General features: G+C 51.3%; 20 protein-coding genes. All 20 read left to right on the top strand.

The window, feature by feature from the left end; genetic code table 11:
• The first annotated feature begins 57 nt into the window (after positions 1–57).
• On the top strand, positions 58–531 hold the full coding sequence (locus B5F35_RS10665; RefSeq protein ID WP_087240786.1) for a MarR family winged helix-turn-helix transcriptional regulator: 474 nt from the start codon (positions 58–60) through the stop codon (positions 529–531).
• Positions 528–1,484: a 3-oxoacyl-ACP synthase III family protein gene (locus tag B5F35_RS10660; protein ID WP_087240784.1), complete on the top strand. Its 957-nt coding sequence runs from the start codon at positions 528–530 to the stop codon at positions 1,482–1,484. The genes B5F35_RS10665 and B5F35_RS10660 overlap by 4 nt, the downstream gene beginning before the upstream one ends.
• A 74-nt stretch (positions 1,485–1,558) precedes the next feature.
• Positions 1,559–1,792 carry an acyl carrier protein gene (locus B5F35_RS10655; protein WP_087240782.1) on the top strand — a complete coding sequence of 78 codons (234 nt, stop codon included), beginning with the start codon at positions 1,559–1,561 and terminating at the stop codon, positions 1,790–1,792.
• 2 nt (positions 1,793–1,794) lie between these two features.
• A complete protein-coding gene (gene fabK, locus B5F35_RS10650; protein WP_087240780.1) occupies positions 1,795–2,742 on the top strand; it encodes an enoyl-[acyl-carrier-protein] reductase FabK in 948 nt (315 codons plus the stop codon).
• Positions 2,730–3,659: an ACP S-malonyltransferase gene (locus tag B5F35_RS10645; RefSeq protein WP_087240778.1), complete on the top strand. Its 930-nt coding sequence runs from the start codon at positions 2,730–2,732 to the stop codon at positions 3,657–3,659. The genes fabK and B5F35_RS10645 overlap by 13 nt, the downstream gene beginning before the upstream one ends.
• Positions 3,656–4,402, top strand: a complete 747-nt coding sequence (gene fabG / locus B5F35_RS10640) for a 3-oxoacyl-[acyl-carrier-protein] reductase (RefSeq protein ID WP_087240776.1) — start codon at positions 3,656–3,658, stop codon at positions 4,400–4,402. Before B5F35_RS10645 ends, fabG begins: the two co-directional genes overlap by 4 nt.
• A gap of 30 nt (positions 4,403–4,432) precedes the next feature.
• Positions 4,433–5,665 (top strand): beta-ketoacyl-ACP synthase II, encoded by a 1,233-nt coding sequence (gene fabF / locus B5F35_RS10635; protein WP_087240774.1) that lies wholly within the window; start codon positions 4,433–4,435, stop codon positions 5,663–5,665.
• A 3-nt stretch (positions 5,666–5,668) separates the two neighbouring features.
• Positions 5,669–6,121, top strand: a complete 453-nt coding sequence (gene accB / locus B5F35_RS10630; RefSeq protein ID WP_087240772.1) for an acetyl-CoA carboxylase biotin carboxyl carrier protein — start codon at positions 5,669–5,671, stop codon at positions 6,119–6,121.
• 15 nt (positions 6,122–6,136) lie between these two features.
• Positions 6,137–6,550: a 3-hydroxyacyl-ACP dehydratase FabZ gene (gene fabZ, locus B5F35_RS10625; protein WP_087240770.1), complete on the top strand. Its 414-nt coding sequence runs from the start codon at positions 6,137–6,139 to the stop codon at positions 6,548–6,550.
• Between the two features lie 24 nt (positions 6,551–6,574).
• On the top strand, positions 6,575–7,909 hold the full coding sequence (accC, locus tag B5F35_RS10620) for an acetyl-CoA carboxylase biotin carboxylase subunit (protein ID WP_087240768.1): 1,335 nt from the start codon (positions 6,575–6,577) through the stop codon (positions 7,907–7,909).
• Between the two features lie 3 nt (positions 7,910–7,912).
• Complete coding sequence (gene accD, locus B5F35_RS10615) at positions 7,913–8,791, top strand: acetyl-CoA carboxylase, carboxyltransferase subunit beta (protein WP_087240766.1); 879 nt, start codon at positions 7,913–7,915, stop codon at positions 8,789–8,791.
• Positions 8,778–9,554: an acetyl-CoA carboxylase carboxyltransferase subunit alpha gene (locus B5F35_RS10610; protein WP_087240764.1), complete on the top strand. Its 777-nt coding sequence runs from the start codon at positions 8,778–8,780 to the stop codon at positions 9,552–9,554. The genes accD and B5F35_RS10610 overlap by 14 nt, the downstream gene beginning before the upstream one ends.
• Complete coding sequence (locus B5F35_RS10605; protein WP_087240762.1) at positions 9,551–10,375, top strand: DegV family protein; 825 nt, start codon at positions 9,551–9,553, stop codon at positions 10,373–10,375. Before B5F35_RS10610 ends, B5F35_RS10605 begins: the two co-directional genes overlap by 4 nt.
• 216 nt (positions 10,376–10,591) lie before the next feature.
• Entirely contained in the window at positions 10,592–11,692 is a 1,101-nt protein-coding gene (locus tag B5F35_RS10600) for a DUF362 domain-containing protein (RefSeq protein ID WP_087240837.1), read from the top strand.
• A 263-nt stretch (positions 11,693–11,955) separates the two neighbouring features.
• Positions 11,956–13,140 (top strand): acetyl-CoA C-acetyltransferase, encoded by a 1,185-nt coding sequence (locus B5F35_RS10595; RefSeq protein ID WP_087240760.1) that lies wholly within the window; start codon positions 11,956–11,958, stop codon positions 13,138–13,140.
• A 35-nt stretch (positions 13,141–13,175) separates the two neighbouring features.
• A complete protein-coding gene (locus B5F35_RS10590; RefSeq protein ID WP_087240758.1) occupies positions 13,176–13,952 on the top strand; it encodes an enoyl-CoA hydratase-related protein in 777 nt (258 codons plus the stop codon).
• A 92-nt stretch (positions 13,953–14,044) separates the two neighbouring features.
• Positions 14,045–14,884, top strand: a complete 840-nt coding sequence (locus tag B5F35_RS10585) for a 3-hydroxyacyl-CoA dehydrogenase family protein (protein WP_087240756.1) — start codon at positions 14,045–14,047, stop codon at positions 14,882–14,884.
• Positions 14,885–14,926: 42 nt separating this feature from the next.
• Entirely contained in the window at positions 14,927–16,066 is a 1,140-nt protein-coding gene (locus B5F35_RS10580; RefSeq protein ID WP_087240754.1) for an acyl-CoA dehydrogenase, read from the top strand.
• A 34-nt stretch (positions 16,067–16,100) separates the two neighbouring features.
• Positions 16,101–16,883, top strand: a complete 783-nt coding sequence (locus B5F35_RS10575) for an electron transfer flavoprotein subunit beta/FixA family protein (protein ID WP_087240752.1) — start codon at positions 16,101–16,103, stop codon at positions 16,881–16,883.
• Positions 16,884–16,937: 54 nt separating this feature from the next.
• On the top strand, positions 16,938–17,957 hold the full coding sequence (locus tag B5F35_RS10570; RefSeq protein ID WP_087240751.1) for an electron transfer flavoprotein subunit alpha/FixB family protein: 1,020 nt from the start codon (positions 16,938–16,940) through the stop codon (positions 17,955–17,957).
• Positions 17,958–18,017: the final 60 nt, after the last annotated feature.

The raw sequence follows: 18,017 nt of genomic DNA, 5'->3' as shown, positions 1-18,017 counted from the left end.
AGGACAGGGAAAAACGGCAAAGGCATAGGGGATTTTTCAGAGGAAGGAAAGACGGGGATGAGCCTTTTTGAAAAGGAATTGAACGATCTCCTGGTACAGACCTATCGCTCCATCGGTCTGATGGAGGAGCAGATGGTTTGTACCTCAAAGCACATGAACCTGTCGATTAATGAAATTCATCTTCTGGAGGCTGTAGGGGATGTAGGAGAACGGCAGGATGGTCTGACTATCAGCGAGATTTCTGAAAAAATGGGAATCAGCCTCCCTTCGGTCACCGCTGCCATCAATAAGCTTGTCAAAAAAGGCTATGTGGAAAAAAACCGGAGCCAAATCGACGGAAGGGTGGTTCATGTTACCCTGACGAAAATCGGCCAAAAGGCCAATACGGCTCACCGTTATTTTCACATCCGAATGGTGCGCTCCATTGTTCAGGATCTCACACAGGAGGAACAAGCAGCTATGTTGAAGGGGATGCGGAAGCTAAACCTTTTCTTTGCCCAAAAAATTCACAGGACCGAGGAGGAAATATGAGTTTTCAAATTTTAGGAACAGGCAGCGCCTTACCTGCCTGCCGGAAAACGAACGACGATCTTTCTCAGCTGGTGGATACCAGTGACGAATGGATCACAACACGTACCGGAATCAAAGAACGGCCTATTCTCACTACGGAAACTGTCACGGAAATCGCGGTGGCTGCAGCCCGAAACGCGCTGGAAAACAGCGGTATTACAGCCGCAGATCTGGATTATATCATTTGCCCCACATTGGGTGGTGATTATATGACTCCCAGCTTGGCATGTGTGGTACAGATGGAACTGGGAGCCACTTGTCCCGCGGTGGACGTAAACGGCGCATGCAGTGGTTTCCTCTATGCGTTGGATGTGGCAGAAGGTGTCTTTGCCAGAAAGAAAGCGCGATATGTTCTTGTACTTGCTGCGGAACGCCTGAGCCGGATTCTGGACTGGACGGATCGCAGCACCTGTGTTTTGTTTGGAGACGCTTCCGCTGCTGTAGTTCTGGGAGAAGGGGATGCGCTGCATTTCCTTGAAGTCACGGCACACGGAAATCTTTGTCTTGCTTCTCCTCTGGCTCCCGGAAGCTGCCCTTATACAGAGCCCGATACCAGAAAACCGGGACTTTTGATGAAGAGCCGTGAGGTTTATACCTTTGCGGTGGGAGCGATTTGCAGCGGAATCGAAAAAGCGGCGAAAGCTACCGGTATTTCCCCAGAGGAAACCGATTACTTTTTCCTCCATCAGGCAAATCTCCGCATTATTGAAACCGCTCGTAAAAAGTTAGGACTTCCCCAAAAAAAATTCCCGGTCAACATTCAGAAATATGGCAACACTTCAGCAGTGAGTATTCCGCTTCTCCTGGATGAGTGGAACCGGGCAGGCAAACTGAAAAAAGGACAGAAACTCGTATTCTGTGCGTTTGGCGCAGGTCTGACTACCGGAACCGCTGCGTTAGACTGGACACTGTGATATTGTAATACGGAAAAATCTGCTGAACGGTTAAAGAATATTTTTAAATCATGAGAATGAAAAGGAGAAAATGAATGATGACAAATCTGGAAAAGCTGGAGAAAATCTTTGCGGAGTACAAAGATGACCTGGAGCCGGGTACGCTGACGGAAGAAACCTCTTTTGAGGAGCTTAACTTCGACTCTCTTGATGTGGTAGATCTGATTATGGCGTGCGAGGATGAGTTCGGCGTGACCATTGGAGAGGATCAGGAGCTCAAAACAGTGGGCGATTTGTTGAAAGTGATTGAAGAATCGGAGGCGGAATAAATATGCTGCAATCTCCCATCTGTGATTTGATAGGGATTTCCTATCCTGTTTTTCAGGGTGGTATGGCTTGGATTGCCGATGCCAATCTGGCTGCCGCTGTCAGCAATGGAGGCGGTCTTGGTATTATCTCTGCCATGAATGCCAATGCAGACTGGCTCCGCGGACAGATTCGGCAGGCCAAGAAGCTTACGGATCGACCGTTTGGCGTCAATATTATGCTGATGAGTCCTTTTGCGGATGAAGTGGCTAAAGTTGTGGTAGAGGAGGGCGTCAAGGTGGTAACCACCGGCGCCGGTAACCCCGGAAAATATATGGCAGCCTGGAGAGAAGCGGGAATTTGTGTGATTCCTGTGGTTGCCAGCGTGGGACTCGCCCGTATGATGGAGCGCGCAGGTGCTTCCGCCGTTGTGGCAGAAGGAACAGAAAGTGGAGGGCATATCGGGGAACTGACCACCATGACTTTGGTTCCTCAGGTGTGCAGCGCTGTGAAAATTCCTGTTATCGCGGCGGGCGGCATCGCGGATGGACGCGGCGTGGCAGCAGCTTTCATGCTTGGAGCGTGCGGTGTTCAGGTCGGCACCCGTTTCCTGGTAGCGGAGGAATGCGGAGTCCATCAAAATTACAAAGATCGAGTATTGAAGGCGAAAGACATTGACACGGTAGCCACCGGCAGACGGCTCGGTCATCCGGTGCGCAGTCTGAAAACCCGATTCAGCCGTGAATACATGAAAAAAGAATACGATCCCAATGTGACGGCGGAAGAGCTGGAAGAGATGGGAGTTGGCGCCCTGCGTAAAGCGGCGGTAGATGGCAACGAAGCGGAAGGCTGCTTCCTGGCAGGACAGATTGCCGGTTTGGTACAAAAGGAACAGCCTGCTGCGGAAATCATCCGCGACCTGTGTGATGAGGCAGAGGTTTTGCTGAAAGGAGCCGCTCGATGGGTAAAATAGCTTTTTTATTTGCTGGACAGGGCGCACAATATCCTGGGATGGGAAAATCACTCACAGAAATCAGCCCGAAAGCCGTGGGTCTGTTTGAACTGGCGGATTCCATCCGCCCGGGAACATCTCTCCAGTGCTTTGCGGGAGATCCCGCGGAGCTGACACAGACGGCAAACACACAGCCCTGTGTATTTACAGTTGACCTCGCCGCAGCATATGCGCTTGAAGAAGCTGGTATTCATGCGGATGCAGCAGCTGGATTTTCTCTTGGAGAAATGGCTGCCCTGACCTTTGCCGGTTCCTTTTCAGAAAAAGATGGATTTTCTCTTGTTTGCCGCCGCGGTGAGTTAATGCAGCAAGCCGCGCAGGAACACCCCAGCGCCATGGCAGCCGTTCTGAAGCTGAAGGATGAGACGGTAGAACAGCTTTGTGCCGGTTTCCCGGATGTGTATCCTGTAAACTACAATTGCAGTGGTCAGCTTGTAGTTGCAGGGGGAACGGACCATTTGGATCAATTCTGTGAACTTGCAGCGGAAGCCGGCGGACGAGTCAAGAAGCTGGCTGTTGGCGGTGGATTCCATTCTCCGTTTATGGAGCAGGCTGCTGCTGCTTATCTTCAGGAACTGCTTCAAATCGGTGTAAAGCCTCCTCAGATTCCTGTTTATGGGAATCGCACTGCTGCCCCTTATCAGGAAAACAGAGAAACCATGCTTGCAGAGCAAATAAAGAATCCTGTTCTTTGGACAAGAACAGTGGAACGGATGGCTGCAGATGGAATAGATACTTTCGTGGAGGTTGGCCCAGGAAAAACCTTGTCGGGTCTGGTGAAGAGAATTCTTCCGAAGGCTGAGGTATACCGTGTTGAGGATGCCGCAACCTTGGAGGAAACAGTTGGTGCTTTACGTAAAACAGGAGGACAGGAATGAGAACGCTTGAAAATAAAACAGCCGTTGTGACTGGAGGCTCCCGCGGTATAGGGCACGCGATTGCGCTGGCTATGGCACAGGAAGGAGCAAACGTTGCCATTCTTTATGCTGGAAACCGTGAAGCGGCGGAAAAGACGGAGCAGGAGATTGCACAGATCGGAGGAAAGGTCCGTGCGTATCAGTGTGACGTTTCCAGTTTTGAGGAAACAGAGACTGTAACCAAGCAGATTTTAGAAGAATTCGGACAAGTGGATATCCTCGTCAATAATGCAGGGATTGTCCGCGATGGCTTCTTGCTTTCCATGAAGGAGGAAGCCTTTGACGATGTAATCAACACAAATCTGAAGGGTGCCTTTCATATGATCCGCCATCTGTATTCCCACATGATGCGCAAAAGATCAGGCCGTATCATCAACATCAGCTCCATTGTGGGCCTGACTGGCAACGCCGCCCAGGCCAATTATGCTGCTGCAAAGGCTGGGATGATTGGCCTGACAAAGAGCACTGCCAAGGAGCTTGCGGGCCGCGGTGTTACCTGCAACGCGATTGCTCCCGGTTATATCCAGTCTGATATGACAGATGCCATGCCTGAAAAGGCAAAGGAAGCCATTGCGTCGCAGATTCCGATGAAGCGCACCGGATTGCCGCAGGACGTCGCTAATCTGGCTGTATTTTTGGCCGGACCGGGCGCGTCCTACATTACGGGAGAAGTGATTCGGGTTGACGGCGGCCTTGCCATGTAAGTCCAGGCGGGCCGAGAAAGGAAGGACGAAATGAGAAGAGTAGTCGTAACGGGAATGGGTGCCGTCACTCCTGTCGGCAACCATCTTGAGGAGTATTGGGATTCTTTGACAAAAGGCGTCTGCGGCGTGGATTTTATCACCCGCTTCGACGCTTCCGATAAAAAAGTGCAGATTGCCGCTGAGGTGAAGAATTTTGATCCTCTGGAGTACTTTGAAAAAAGCGATCTGAGAAAAAACGATCTGTTTGTTCAGTACGCCGTGGCTGCGGCGGAACAGGCGATGCACGACAGCGGAGTGCAGGGAACCATTGAGCCGGAACGCTTCGGCGTATACATTGGCAGCGGAATTGGTGGGATTCTCACTACTACGGAAAACAGCGATAAGCTGTGCCAGGGAGCGAAGCGCGTTTCGCCCTTCATGGTACCGATGATGATTTCCAATATGGCGTCCGGTACGGTTTCCATCCGTTTTGGGGCAAAAGGACCAACACTTCCGATTGTAACTGCATGCGCTACTTCCACTCACGCAATCGGTGAGGCATATCGGGCCATTCATCACGGCTATGCCGACGCGATTCTGGCAGGCGGTTCGGAAGCTGCCGTCTGCGAGCTGACTCTTGCCGGATTCACAAGTTGTATGGCACTTTCCTGCAACAACGATCCCAAAACTGCTTGCCGTCCCTTTGACAAAAACCGCGATGGTTTTGTGATGGGAGAGGGAGCGGGCGTGATTCTGTTGGAAGAATATGAGCACGCGCTGGCGCGAGGTGCGAAAATTTACGGAGAAATCTGCGGCTATGGCAACACATCAGACGCATACCATGTCACCGCTCCCGATCCGGAAGCGGATGGCATTACGCGCGCCATTCGGCTGGCCATGGAGGAAGCCGGAATCACGGTGGACGAACACACCTATGTGAACGCGCATGGAACCAGCACTCCTCTCAATGACAAAAGTGAAACCCTGGCATTTCATCAGGCATTTGGAGAAGCAGCCGGAAAGGTGGCCATCAGCAGTACCAAAAGCATGACGGGACATATGCTGGGCGCGGCTGGGGCAGTGGAAGCGATTGCCTGCCTCAAAGCCCTGCAAACAGGAATTGTTCCCCCGACCATCGGCTTACAGGAGGCAGATCCGGATTGTGATCTGGATTATACGCCGGGGACAGCGAGAAAGACAGAACTGCATACCGCGATTTCCACCTCGCTTGGCTTCGGCGGGCACAACGCATGCCTTGTGTTTCGCAGAGCAGAGGAGGCTTGAACCATGGAACTGAATGAAATCAAATTTCTGGCTGATTTGATGGAAGAAAGAGGTTTAACCTCGCTGGAGATTGAGGAAGGGGAGCGAAGCATCCGGATGCAGCGCCAACAGACATGCTTTGAGCCGCTTCCTGTTCCAACTGTAAATGTGCCCACACCCATGTCCACGGCTTCCAAAAAGGAGCCTGAAGCAGCGGAAGGCAGCGTGGTGGATTTTAACGGTGTGACAGAGTTGAAATCTCCCATGGTGGGAACTGTCTATGTATCCCCAACACCAGGCTCAGAACCATATGTCAAAGCCGGAGACAAGGTAAAAAAAGGACAGGTCCTCTGCATTATTGAAGCCATGAAACTGATGAATGAATACACAGCTCCGCAGGATGGTGAAATTGTGGATGTCTGTATTCACGATGGGGAACTGGTAGAGTACGGCCAGTGCCTGTTTAAGTTGTATTGACAAGGAGAACACATCATGACTCGTGAAGAAATTAAGGGACTGCTGCCGCACCGGGAACCTATGCTGCTGGTGGATGAAGCCTCCGTAATGGAGGATCACACCGCAGTTGGCCGCTATACAGTACGTGGAGACGAATGGTTCCTGCAGGGACATTTCCCCGGCAATCCCGTGGTACCCGGTGTTGTTTTGTGTGAAATGATGGGACAAACCTGCTGTGTGCTTCTGGCCGATAAAATTGTTGGGATGACGCCATATTTTACAGGGATTGATAAAGTGAAGTTCCGGAATTCCGTTTTGCCGGGAGATACCATTGAGATGCATTGCGCAATTAAACGCTCGCTAAGGACGTTTTATTTTACGGAATGCTCCGCCTATGTAAACGGAAAGCTTTGTGTAAGCGGAGAGCTCAGTTTTGCATTGGTAAAATAACAGAGGAAGGAAGGGAAGGGCGCTGTGTTTTCAAAAATCTTGATAGCCAACCGCGGTGAAATTGCGGTTCGGGTTATCCGTGCCTGTAAGGAAATGGGAATCGCAACCGTAGCTGTGTTCAGCGAGGCAGATCGGGATGCGCTCCATGTCAGCCTGGCGGATGAAAGCATCTGCATTGGTCCGGCACGCGTACAGGACAGCTACCTGAATATGACTGCCATTTTGTCCGCTGCGGTAGAGACTAAGGCGCAGGCAATTCATCCCGGTTACGGACTTTTGAGTGAGAACACCCGTTTTGCCGAGCTGTGCGAAAAATGCGGCATTACGTTTATCGGTCCTTCCGCCCGTCTCATTTCTCTTTTGGGAGATAAGGATCAGGCTAAACGCACGATGCGCGACGCGGGTGTTCCGGTGGTTCCCGGCTGTGATCTCGTACCGGATGCCGAAACGGCACGAAAAGAGGCAGTTAAAATCGGCTTCCCTCTTTTGGTGAAAGCTCGGGCGGGAGGCGGAGGCCGTGGGATCCGTTTAGTGTCAAAGTTGGAGGAAGTGGAAAACGCATTCTTGGCCTCCTCTACGGAAGCTCAGAGTGCTTTTGGGGATGGCGCCTGCTATATGGAACGCTTTCTCAAACCAGTGAAACATATTGAGATGCAGATCCTTTGCGACAAGCATGGAAATGTTGTTTGTCTGGGGGAACGCGATTGTTCCATACAGCGGAAAAACCAAAAGTTGTTGGAGGAGAGCCCTTCTCCGTTTGTTACGCCTGAACTTCGCGAAAGCATGATGGATGCTGCGCGAAAGGTTGCGAAGGCAGTTCAGTACGACAGCGTTGGAACCATCGAATTTCTGGTAGACCGGGATCGCAACTTTTATTTCATGGAAATGAATACCCGTCTTCAGGTGGAGCATCCGGTGACAGAGTTGGTAACGGGAATTGATTTGGTGAAATGGCAGATCCGTGTGGCGGCCGGTCTGGAGCTTCCCTTCCATCAGGAGGAAATCGCTTTGAACGGTCACTCCATTGAGTGTCGTATTAATGCGGAGGATCCGCAGAACAATTTTGCACCAAGCTGCGGTCGGGTTAGTCTGCTTCATTTCCCAGGCGGCCCCTGGGTTCGCTTTGATACGGCTCTGTATCAGGATTATCTCGTTCCTCCTTATTATGATTCTTTGCTGGGTAAACTGATTGTTTGCGCACAGACCAGAGAAGAAGCCATTCGCAAAATGCGTGCCGCACTCTGCGAACTGGTGATCGAAGGGGTTACCCATACAGCGGATCTGCATTTGGATCTTCTCGAAACGCCTGAGTTCCGCGCCGGTACCTATACGACGGATTTCATGGAGAAAAGAGGGTAAGCGATGCTGAAAAAAACGAGCTTCAAAAAGAACCGGAATCAGCTTGAGGGGTATAGCCAGACCCTCGCTGAAAACTCTCCCAGCGTCCCGGACGCCCTTTTTACCAAATGTCCGGAGTGCGGCAGAGTAACACCATCTGCTGAGCTGACAGAAAATCTTCTCGTCTGCCCAAAATGTGGTTACCATCTCAGAATGCCTGCCAGAAAAAGACTTCTCCAAATCTGTGATGAGGGTTCTTTTCAGGAGTGGGATACTGGAGTGTACAGCAAGGATCCCCTGTCGTTTCCGGGATACGCGGTCAAGCTCAAAAGCAGTCGCTTAAAGAGCCGGGAAAACTCCGCTGTTGTTACCGGTTTAGGACAGCTTGGCGGGATGAATTGCGCGCTGTTTGCCATGGAAGGGCAGTTTATGATGGGGAGCATGGGATCGGTTGTGGGAGAAAAAATTACCCGTGTATTTGAACGTGCGCTGGAACAAAAGCTTCCTGTTATAGGTTTTACCGTTTCCGGCGGGGCACGGATGCAGGAAGGTATTCTTTCCCTGATGCAGATGGCTAAAACAAGCGGTGCGGTGAAACGCCACAGCGACAAAGGCCTTCTCTATACCGCTGTGCTGACGCATCCAACTACTGGAGGCGTCACGGCCAGCTTTGCCATGGAAGCCGATATCACATTGGCGGAACCAGGTGCCCTGATTGGCTTTGCGGGCCCACGCGTTATTGAGCAAACGATGCGGCAGAAGCTTCCAAAAGGTTTTCAGAGCGCCGAATTTTTGATGGAAAAGGGCTTCCTGGACGGAGTTGTCCCTCGTGTGGAGCTCAAAGACCAGCTGATCCGAATTTTGTGCCTGCACAAAGGAGGAAACCCGCATGGATCCGTATAAACGCCTACAGCTCGCAAGAAAAAACGGCCGTCCCAGCGGGCGTTATTATATCGAACACCTGATCACGGATTTTATTGAACTTCATGGAGATCGCCGTTTTGGAGACGATCCGGCTGTTATGGCCGGGATAGGATTTCTGTGTGGCCGTCCCGTGACAGTGATTGCGCATGAAAAAGGGGGGGACATCCGGGACAAAGCACACCGGAATTTCGGTTCCGCCAACCCGGAGGGATATCGGAAGGCACTGCGCCAGATGAAGCTGGCGGAAAAATTTGGCCGTCCGGTTCTCTGTTTTGTAGATACCGCAGGAGCGTTTGCCGGCATGGGCGCGGAAGAGCGTGGGCAGGGAGAAGCAATTGCGGAAAATCTGATGGAAATGATGACGCTCAAGGTTCCCGTCCTCTCCGTTTTTGTAGGAGAAGGAGGAAGTGGAGGCGCCTTGGCTTTGGCTGTCGCGGATGAGGTCTGGATGCTGGAAAATGCGGTTTACTCTGTTATCAGTCCTGAAGGGTGCGCCAGTATTTTGTGGAAAGATGCCGCCAAGGTCAAAGAGGCTTGCTCCTGCTTAAAAATCACAGCCGAGGATTTGCTGGAAATGGGTGTGATCGAAAGAATCGTTCCGGAAACCTCTCCCGAGGCTATCTGTGAAACACTCAGAGCACAGCTTGACATGGCCTTTACCGAATTGAGTTCCATGACGTCTGAGGAACGCTGCGAAAAAAGATACCGCCGTTTCCGCAGGCTGGGGGTGTTTGGCGAATGATTGCTCTTGTCACAGACAGTACTGCCTGTCTGACGCAGGCGGAAGCACGGAACTGGAATGTATTTCTGGTACCTCATACCTATCGCCTGGATGGGAACCTCTATACGGAAACTTTTGAGGGAGAAAATGGGGCATATGTTTCTGTTCTTCGGAACAGTCGTGAAAAAATTTCTCTTCAGGCTTCAGAGGAGCAATTTTACCATTTATTCCGCAGTTTAAAGAGAAATGGGATGGAGGTCCTGTGTACAGTTCTTTCCTCCCGTTTGAGCGGAGCTTACTCCGCCGCAATAACAGCGGCAAAACGTGTGGGGGAAGGGATTGCCGTTGTGGACTCGCAGCTGACAGCTGGGGGCCTCTATCTGCTGATATCCCGAATCCGTGAAGAAATCGATAAAAAACAGATGAGTCTGTCCGAAGCTGCCGCCTTATGCGAGCGGCTTCGGGGACGAATTGGGGTGGCTTTTTCTGTTGAGCATATGGATGCTTTGAGAAAAAGCAGACGGATTGGCGTGGTGCGTCAATCCGTCGGTTCCATTTTAAACCGCAGGCCCGTTCTTTTATTGCGCCGTGGAGGCATTATCAGCTGTGGATTGGCACGAGGCTGGCAGGAAAAAAGTGAACTGCTGGCGGCACAAATCCCCCATGACACGGAACGTTTGGTGGTACAGTATTATGAAAAAAAGAAAGAAGCCGTTCAGTTTGCTTCTTCACTAAAAAAGAAACTGTGTGTCCCCTTGATCCTTTTACGTGAAATCGGTCCAGTGCTGAGTATCCATATTGGAGAGGATGCTCTGGCAGTATCCTGGGAAGAAAAAGAATAGTTCTTGTGCTCCGGTCCGGCCAAATGGCTTTGGACCGGTTTTTTATCGTTGCTGCGCCTTGTATTCTGTTTGCCGGTGTAGTACAATAAAAACATTATGGAAGAACTGGGAAACGGACAGAATGGAGATCATCTGTTTCTTCTTTTCCAGACAATGAAAAAGAAAATGGGGTACACGGAAAATTTCCGTAAATCATGTACACCCAGGGAGGAAATCATGGAAAAAGCGAAGGTATATTTTACGGATTTTCACGCGACCGGCAACATGAACCTGCTTGAAAAACTTCGCCATCTTGTGAAAAAAGCGGGAATTGATCAGCTGGATTATCAGGATCGTTACACCGCAATTAAAATCCATTTTGGAGAGCCGGGAAATCTGGCCTATCTTCGTCCCAACTATGCAAAAGTAATCGTAGATATTGTAAAGGAAAATGGGGGAAAGGCTTTTCTGACGGACTGCAATACTCTGTATGTTGGGGGCAGAAAAAACGCCTTGGATCACCTTGATTCCGCTTATGTCAACGGCTATAACCCGTTTACCACCGGCTGTCACATCATCATTGCCGACGGTTTAAAAGGAACGGATGAGACGTTAGTGCCCGTGGAAGATGGCGATTATGTGAAGGAAGCCAAAATTGGCCACGCCATTATGGATGCGGATAATTTTATCACACTTACTCATTTCAAATGCCATGAGTCAACCGGGTTTGGCGGAACCTTTAAAAACATTGGCATGGGATGTGGTTCCCGTGCGGGAAAAATGGAAATGCACAGCGCTGGAAAGCCATATGTTATTCAGGAGCTTTGCGTAGGCTGTGGGATGTGCCGCAAAAATTGTGCGCATGACGCCATCACCATCACAGAGAAAAAAGCTTCGATTGACCACAATCGCTGCGTGGGCTGCGGACGCTGCATTGGAGCTTGTCCGAAGGATGCGGTTTCCGCTGCGGGCGACGAGGTCAATGATATCCTGAACAAGAAAATGGTAGAGTACTCGGCTGCGATTCTGCGCAATAAGCCAAGTTTCCACATCAGCTTGATTTGCGATGTGTCTCCGTTCTGTGACTGCCATGCGGAAAATGATGTCCCGATTATTCCGGATGTAGGCATGCTGGCTTCCTTTGATCCGGTTGCTCTTGACAGCGCATGCGCGGATCTGTGCAACGCACAGCCTATTATGCCAGGATGCAGGATTGAAGGAAGTAAAGATGGGGATCATTTTCATGCCTTACATCCCACAACGGATTGGCACAGTTTGATTGAGCATGCGGAAAAAATGAAGCTTGGTACCAGCCAATATGAGTTGATTACTGTGTGATGGTAAAGCTTTTTCGACGTTTTTTGTGATTTATTACAATTCATCTCTGTGTTTTCGCGCAGTTCTGTCTTATCTGTAAATAATAAAAAACACTTTTTGAATTCGGATGGAACGTCTTGCAATTAAAATATGATTGTGATATATTTAACACATAGTGATTATTTTCTCCTTTCCTTTCTGAAAAAGGAGTGGGGAAAAGAAAGAATTCTGTTTAAATAAGGCAATCATTCAATCTTTAAATTATTTGAATGGAGGAACAAAAAATGTCCAGAACAATCGTGTTGGCAGGCGCTGTACGTACAGCAATCGGCAAAATGGGTGGAGCTCTCTCCAACACCCCCGCCGCTACTCTGGGTTCCATCGTGATCAAGGAGGCTCTCTCCCGCGCGAATGTTGCGCCCGAGCAGGTCGACGAGGTTCTGATGGGCTGTGTGCTGCAGGCCGCTCAGGGACAGAACGTAGCACGTCAGGCTGCTCTCAAGGCTGGTCTTCCCATTGAGGTGCCCGCTCTTACGCTGAACAATGTCTGCGGTTCCGGCCTCAAGTGTGTCAACACGGCGGCTGCCATGATCGCTGCCGGCGACGCCGACATTATCGTTGCGGGCGGCATGGAGAACATGTCCATGGCTCCGTATGCGCTGCCGCAGGCTCGTTTTGGCTATCGTATGAACAACGCCACTATGATCGATACCATGGTCAACGATGCTCTGTGGGATGCGTTCAACAACTATCATATGGGCATTACCGCTGAAAATCTGGCAGAGAAATACGGCCTGACCCGCGAGATGCAGGACGAGTTTGCGGCTGCCAGCCAGCAGAAGTGCGAAAAGGCTCAGGCGGAAGGCCGTTTCAAGGACGAAATCGTTCCTGTTCCGGTTAAGGTGAAGAAAGAAACCGTTATGTTCGATAAGGATGAGGGTCCGCGTGCTGGTGTTACCGCTGAAAGCATTTCCAAGCTGCGTCCCGCCTTCAAGCCCGACGGCTCTGTTACGGCTGCTAACGCTTCCGGCATCAACGACGGCGCTGCCGCTGTGGTTGTCATGAGCGAAGAAAAGGCCAAGGAGCTGGGCGTAAAGCCGATGGCCAAGTTTGTTGTGGGTGCCTCCGCTGGTGTGGATCCGTCCATCATGGGCATTGGGCCTGCTGCCTCCACCCGCAAGGCGCTGGCTCATGCGAACATGAACCTCGACCAGATTGATCTGATTGAGGCCAACGAGGCTTTTGCCGCGCAGTCTCTGGCTGTGGCGAAGGAACTGAACTTCGATATGAGCAAGGTGAACGTCAACGGCGGTGCTATCGCTCTGGGCCATCCCGTGGGTGCTTCCGGATGCCGTATCCTTGTAACCCTGCTGCATGAGATGCAGAGAAGAGACAACGTTAAGACCGGTCTCGCCACCCTGTGCGTCGGCGGCGGCATGGGTGTTACCACCATCGTCGAGAAATACTAAGCTGCACAAATCTTGCAGAAAAAGGAAGATTACAGATGAACTTTATTAAATATGAGCAGAAAGATGCCATCGCGGTTCTCACCATTGATCGCGAAAAGGCTCTGAATGCCTTGAATTCCGAGGTTCTCAACGAACTGGACGCAACGATCGATGCAATTGATCTTAACGCTGTTCGCTGCCTGGTTATCACGGGCGCGGGGCAAAAGTCCTTTGTTGCCGGCGCTGACATCGGGGAAATGAGCACGCTTTCCAAGGCCGAAGGCGAGGCTTTCGGCAAGAAGGGCAATGATGTATTCCGTAAGATTGAGAAGCTCCCGATCCCTGTTATCGCAGCGGTCAATGGCTTCGCTCTGGGTGGCGGCTGCGAGCTCTCCATGAGCTGCGACATCCGTCTCGCTTCTGAGAATGCTGTGTTCGGCCAGCCGGAAACCGGCCTGGGCATTACCCCCGGTTTTGGCGGCACTCAGCGTCTGGCCCGCATTATTCCGGTCGGCAAGGCGAAGGAAATGCTCTATGCAGGAACGAAGATCAAGGCAGACGAGGCTCTCTCCCTCGGCCTGGTCAACGCGGTTTATCCCTCTGAGGAGCTCCTCCCGGCTGCTGAGAAGCTGGCTTCCAAGATTGCCAGAAATGCTCCGATTGCGGTCCGCGCTTCCAAGAAGGCAGTGGATGAGGGGCTTCATGTTTCCATTGACGAAGCCATTGTGATCGAGGAGAAGCTCTTTGGAAGCTGCTTCGAGACAGAGGATCAGAGAAATGGAATGAACGCCTTCCTGAACAAGGAAAAGGCTCCCGCTTTCCAGAATAAGTAATTTCACAGCGCTTGAGGATACCGCCCGTATTAACGTGTGGTATCCCCATGTGCGCTTTTATGAATTTATTATTTGACAGGAGGATACTTATCATGATCGTTGGTATTATTGGCGCCGGCACGATGGGCTCCGGCATTGCACAGGCATTTGCTCAGACAGAAGGCTACGAGGTTCGTCTCTGCGACGTGAAGGCAGAGTGGGCTGCCAACGGCAAAGCCAAGATTGCCAAGGGCTTTGAGAAGAGAATTGCAAAGGGCAAGATGGAGCAGGCTGCTGCCGACGCCATTCTGAACAAGATTACCACCGGAACCAACGAGATTGTCGCGGATTGCGATCTTGTCGTTGAGGCTGCTCTTGAGAAGATGGAGCTGAAGAAGGAAATCTTCAAGAGCCTGGAAGGCATCTGCAAGAAAGACTGCATTTTTGCCACCAACACTTCTTCTCTCTCCATCACGGAGATTTCCAATGGCTTGGATCGTGCTGTTGTCGGCATGCATTTCTTTAACCCCGCTCCGGTTATGAAGCTGGTGGAGGTTATCGCTGGCGAGACAACCGATGCTGCTGTCGTGGAGAAGATTGTGGAAATTTCCAAGGAAATCGGCAAGACCCCTGTCCAGGTAAACGAGGCTGCCGGCTTTGTTGTAAACCGCATCCTGATCCCGATGATCAATGAGGCTATCGGCATTTACGCTGACGGCGTAGCCAGCGTAGAGGGCATTGATACCGCTATGCAGCTGGGTGCTAATCATCCGATGGGACCTCTGGCTCTGGGCGATCTGGTTGGTCTGGATATCGTTCTGGCTATCATGGAAGTGCTGCAGTCCGAGACGGGCGATCCCAAATACCGTCCGCATCCGCTGCTCAGAAAGATGGTCCGCGCCGGCAAGCTGGGCCGCAAGACCGGTGTAGGCTTCTACGATTACAGAAAGTAATTTCCGGTTTTGCCTAATTTAGAAATTGGAGGATCAACGAGTATGAATTTCGTGCTTTCGAAAGAACAGGAAATGGCACGCACCCTTTTCCATGATTTCGCGGAAAATGAAGTTAAGCCTCTGGCACAAGAGGTCGATGAGACGGAGCGCTTCCCTGAGGAAACCGTCGAAAAGATGAAGAAACTGGGCTTTATGGGAATTCCCCAGCCCAAGGAGTATGGCGGACAGGGCTGCGATACCCTGACCTATGTTCTCTGCGTGGAGGAGCTTTCCAAGGTTTGCGCTACCACCGGTGTTATCGTGTCTGCGCACACCTCTCTGGGATCGGATCCGATCAAGAAGTTCGGTACTCCTGAGCAGATTCAGAAGTATCTTGTTCCGCTTGCCAGCGGTGAGAAACTGGGCGCGTTCGGCCTGACCGAGCCCAATGCCGGTACGGATGCTTCCGGCCAGCAGACCAAGGCTGTTCTCGAGGGCGATCATTATGTCCTCAACGGCAGCAAAATTTTCATCACCAACGGCGGCAAGGCTGATATCTACATCATTTTTGCTATGACCGACAAATCCAAGGGAACCCGCGGCATCTCCGCTTTCATCGTGGAGAAGGATTTCCCGGGCTTCCGCATCGGCACCAAGGAGAAGAAGATGGGCATCCGTGGTTCTTCCACCACTGAGCTGATCTTTGAAAACTGCATTGTTCCGAAGGAAAACCTTCTCGGTAAAGAGGGCCAGGGCTTTAAGATTGCTATGCAGACACTGGACGGCGGCCGTATTGGTATCGCTGCTCAGGCTCTAGGCATTGCGGAGGGTGCTTTTGAGGAGACGGTTAAGTACGTCAAGGAAAGAAAGCAGTTTGGCCGTCCGATCGCAAAGTTCCAGAATACGCAGTTTGTGCTCGCCGATCTCAAGACGAAGATCGAGGCCGCAAAGCTGCTTGTGTATCGTGCTGCTGTTGCCAAGGATACACAGAAGATTTACTCCGTTGAGGCGGCCATGGCAAAGCTGATGGCTGCTGAGGTTGCCATGGAAGTGACCACGAAGGCAGTACAGCTGCACGGCGGTTACGGCTACACCAGAGAGTATCCTGTGGAACGCATGATGCGCGATGCCAAGATTACAGAAATCTACGAGGGCACCAGCGAAGTGCAGCGCATGGTTATCTCCGGCAATATCCTGAAATAATGATAGCTGTAAAGCCCAGAAGGAGTGACATTCTTTGAATATTGTAGTTTGCATTAAGCAGGTTCCGAATACGAACGAAGTAAAGCTGGATCCGGTAACTGGTACCCTGATCCGTGACGGTGTGCCGAGCATCATCAACCCTGATGATAAGGCTGGTCTGGAAGCCGCTCTGCGTCTGAAGGATGCAACCGGTGCTCACGTTACCGTGCTTTCCATGGGTCCCCCGCAGGCAGATGCTGTTCTGCGTGAAGCGATGGCTATGGGTGCGGATGACGCTGTTCTTGTCACCGACAGAGCATTTGGCGGCGCCGATACTCTGGCAACCTCCACTACGATTGCTGCCGCGCTCAAGAAGATCCCTTATGATCTGATTATTACCGGCCGCCAGGCCATCGATGGCGATACCGCTCAGGTTGGTCCGCAGATCGCAGAGCATCTGAACATTCCGAATGTCAGCTATGCGGAGGAAATCCAGGTGGAAGGCGATACTGTCACCGTGAAGCGTCAGTATGAGGATCGCTATCATGTTGTCAAGGTCAAGATGCCTTGCCTGATTACGGCTCTGAGCGAGCTGAATCAGCCGCGTTATATGACTCCGGGTGGAATTTTTGACGCTTACCGCGAGAAACAGGTTACGGTATGGGGCCTGAACGACATCGAGGTTGATACGGATAAAATTGGCCTGAAGGGCTCGCCCACCAGAGTGTTCAAGAGCTTCCCGAAGAGCCTGAAGGCAGCCGGTACGGTTGTTCAGCTGGACGCTGAGGATGCTGCCGATTATATGCTGGAGAAGCTCAGAGAGAAATTCATCATTTAAGTTCAGGCTGCGTAAGCGTATATTTTTCAGAACATTGAAAGTGGTGAGCATATAATGAATTTACAGGATTATAAAGGTGTTTATGTTTTCGTCCAGCAGGTCGATAACAAGATCACCGGTGTTTCTTTTGAGTTGATCGGCAAGGCAAAAGAGCTGGCTGCCGCGATGGAGACCGAGGTAACTGCTGTTCTTCTCGGCTATAATGTGGCTTCACTTTGCGACGAGCTGGCTGAGTTTGGCGCGGACAAGATCGTTGTGGTTGACAATACCGCTCTGGAGCCCTACAGCACGGAGCCGTATGCACATGCCATGACGGCTGTAATTGAGAAGTACAAGCCCTCCGTTGTGCTCTACGGTGCAACGGCAATTGGCCGCGACCTTGCTCCTCGTGTGTCTGCCAGAGTCCGTACCGGTCTGACGGCTGACTGCACGAAGCTGGAAGTTGATCCGGAGACCAAGGGTCTGCAGATGACTCGTCCAGCGTTTGGCGGCAATATCATGGCTACCATTCTTTGCCCGGATCATCGTCCGCAGATGGCCACTGTACGTCCCGGCGTGATGCAAAAGATTAAGCCGATCAAGGGCGCGAAGGCTGTTGTGGAGAATTGTGAGGTTGACTTTACCCCGAATCACAACTATGTTGAGATTGCGGAAGTGATCAAGAAGGTCAGCAATAAGATTGACATTCAGGACGCCAAAATCTTGGTATCCGGTGGTCGCGGTGTTGGCTGCCCGGAGAATTTCAAACTTCTGCGTGATCTGGCTGATGCTCTGGGCGGTGAGGTAAGTTCTTCCCGTGCTTGCGTGGATGCCGGATGGGCAGAAAAGGATATCCAGGTTGGTCAGACTGGTAAGACAGTTCGTCCGAATCTGTATATTGCCTGCGGTATTTCCGGTGCTATCCAGCACTTGGCTGGTATGGAAGAGTCCGATGTGATTATTGCCATCAATAAGGATGAAAGCGCTCCTATCTTTGAGGTTGCGGATTATGGTATTGTTGGTGATCTGACGAAGATTCTGCCGATTTTCACGGAAAAGGTTAAGGAAGCCATGGCAGCTCGCCAGAACGCCTGATTTTTCCTCTTCGAATATTTTTCTGTTTGCTGTCACACAACGTTAACTCGTTGTGCGACA

The organism is Anaeromassilibacillus sp. An200, assembly GCF_002160025.1.
GTDB lineage: Bacteria > Bacillota > Clostridia > Oscillospirales > Acutalibacteraceae > Caccousia > Caccousia stercoris.
Note: the sequence above shows the minus strand (reverse complement) of the source record. Positions and strands in the feature narration are given on the sequence as shown.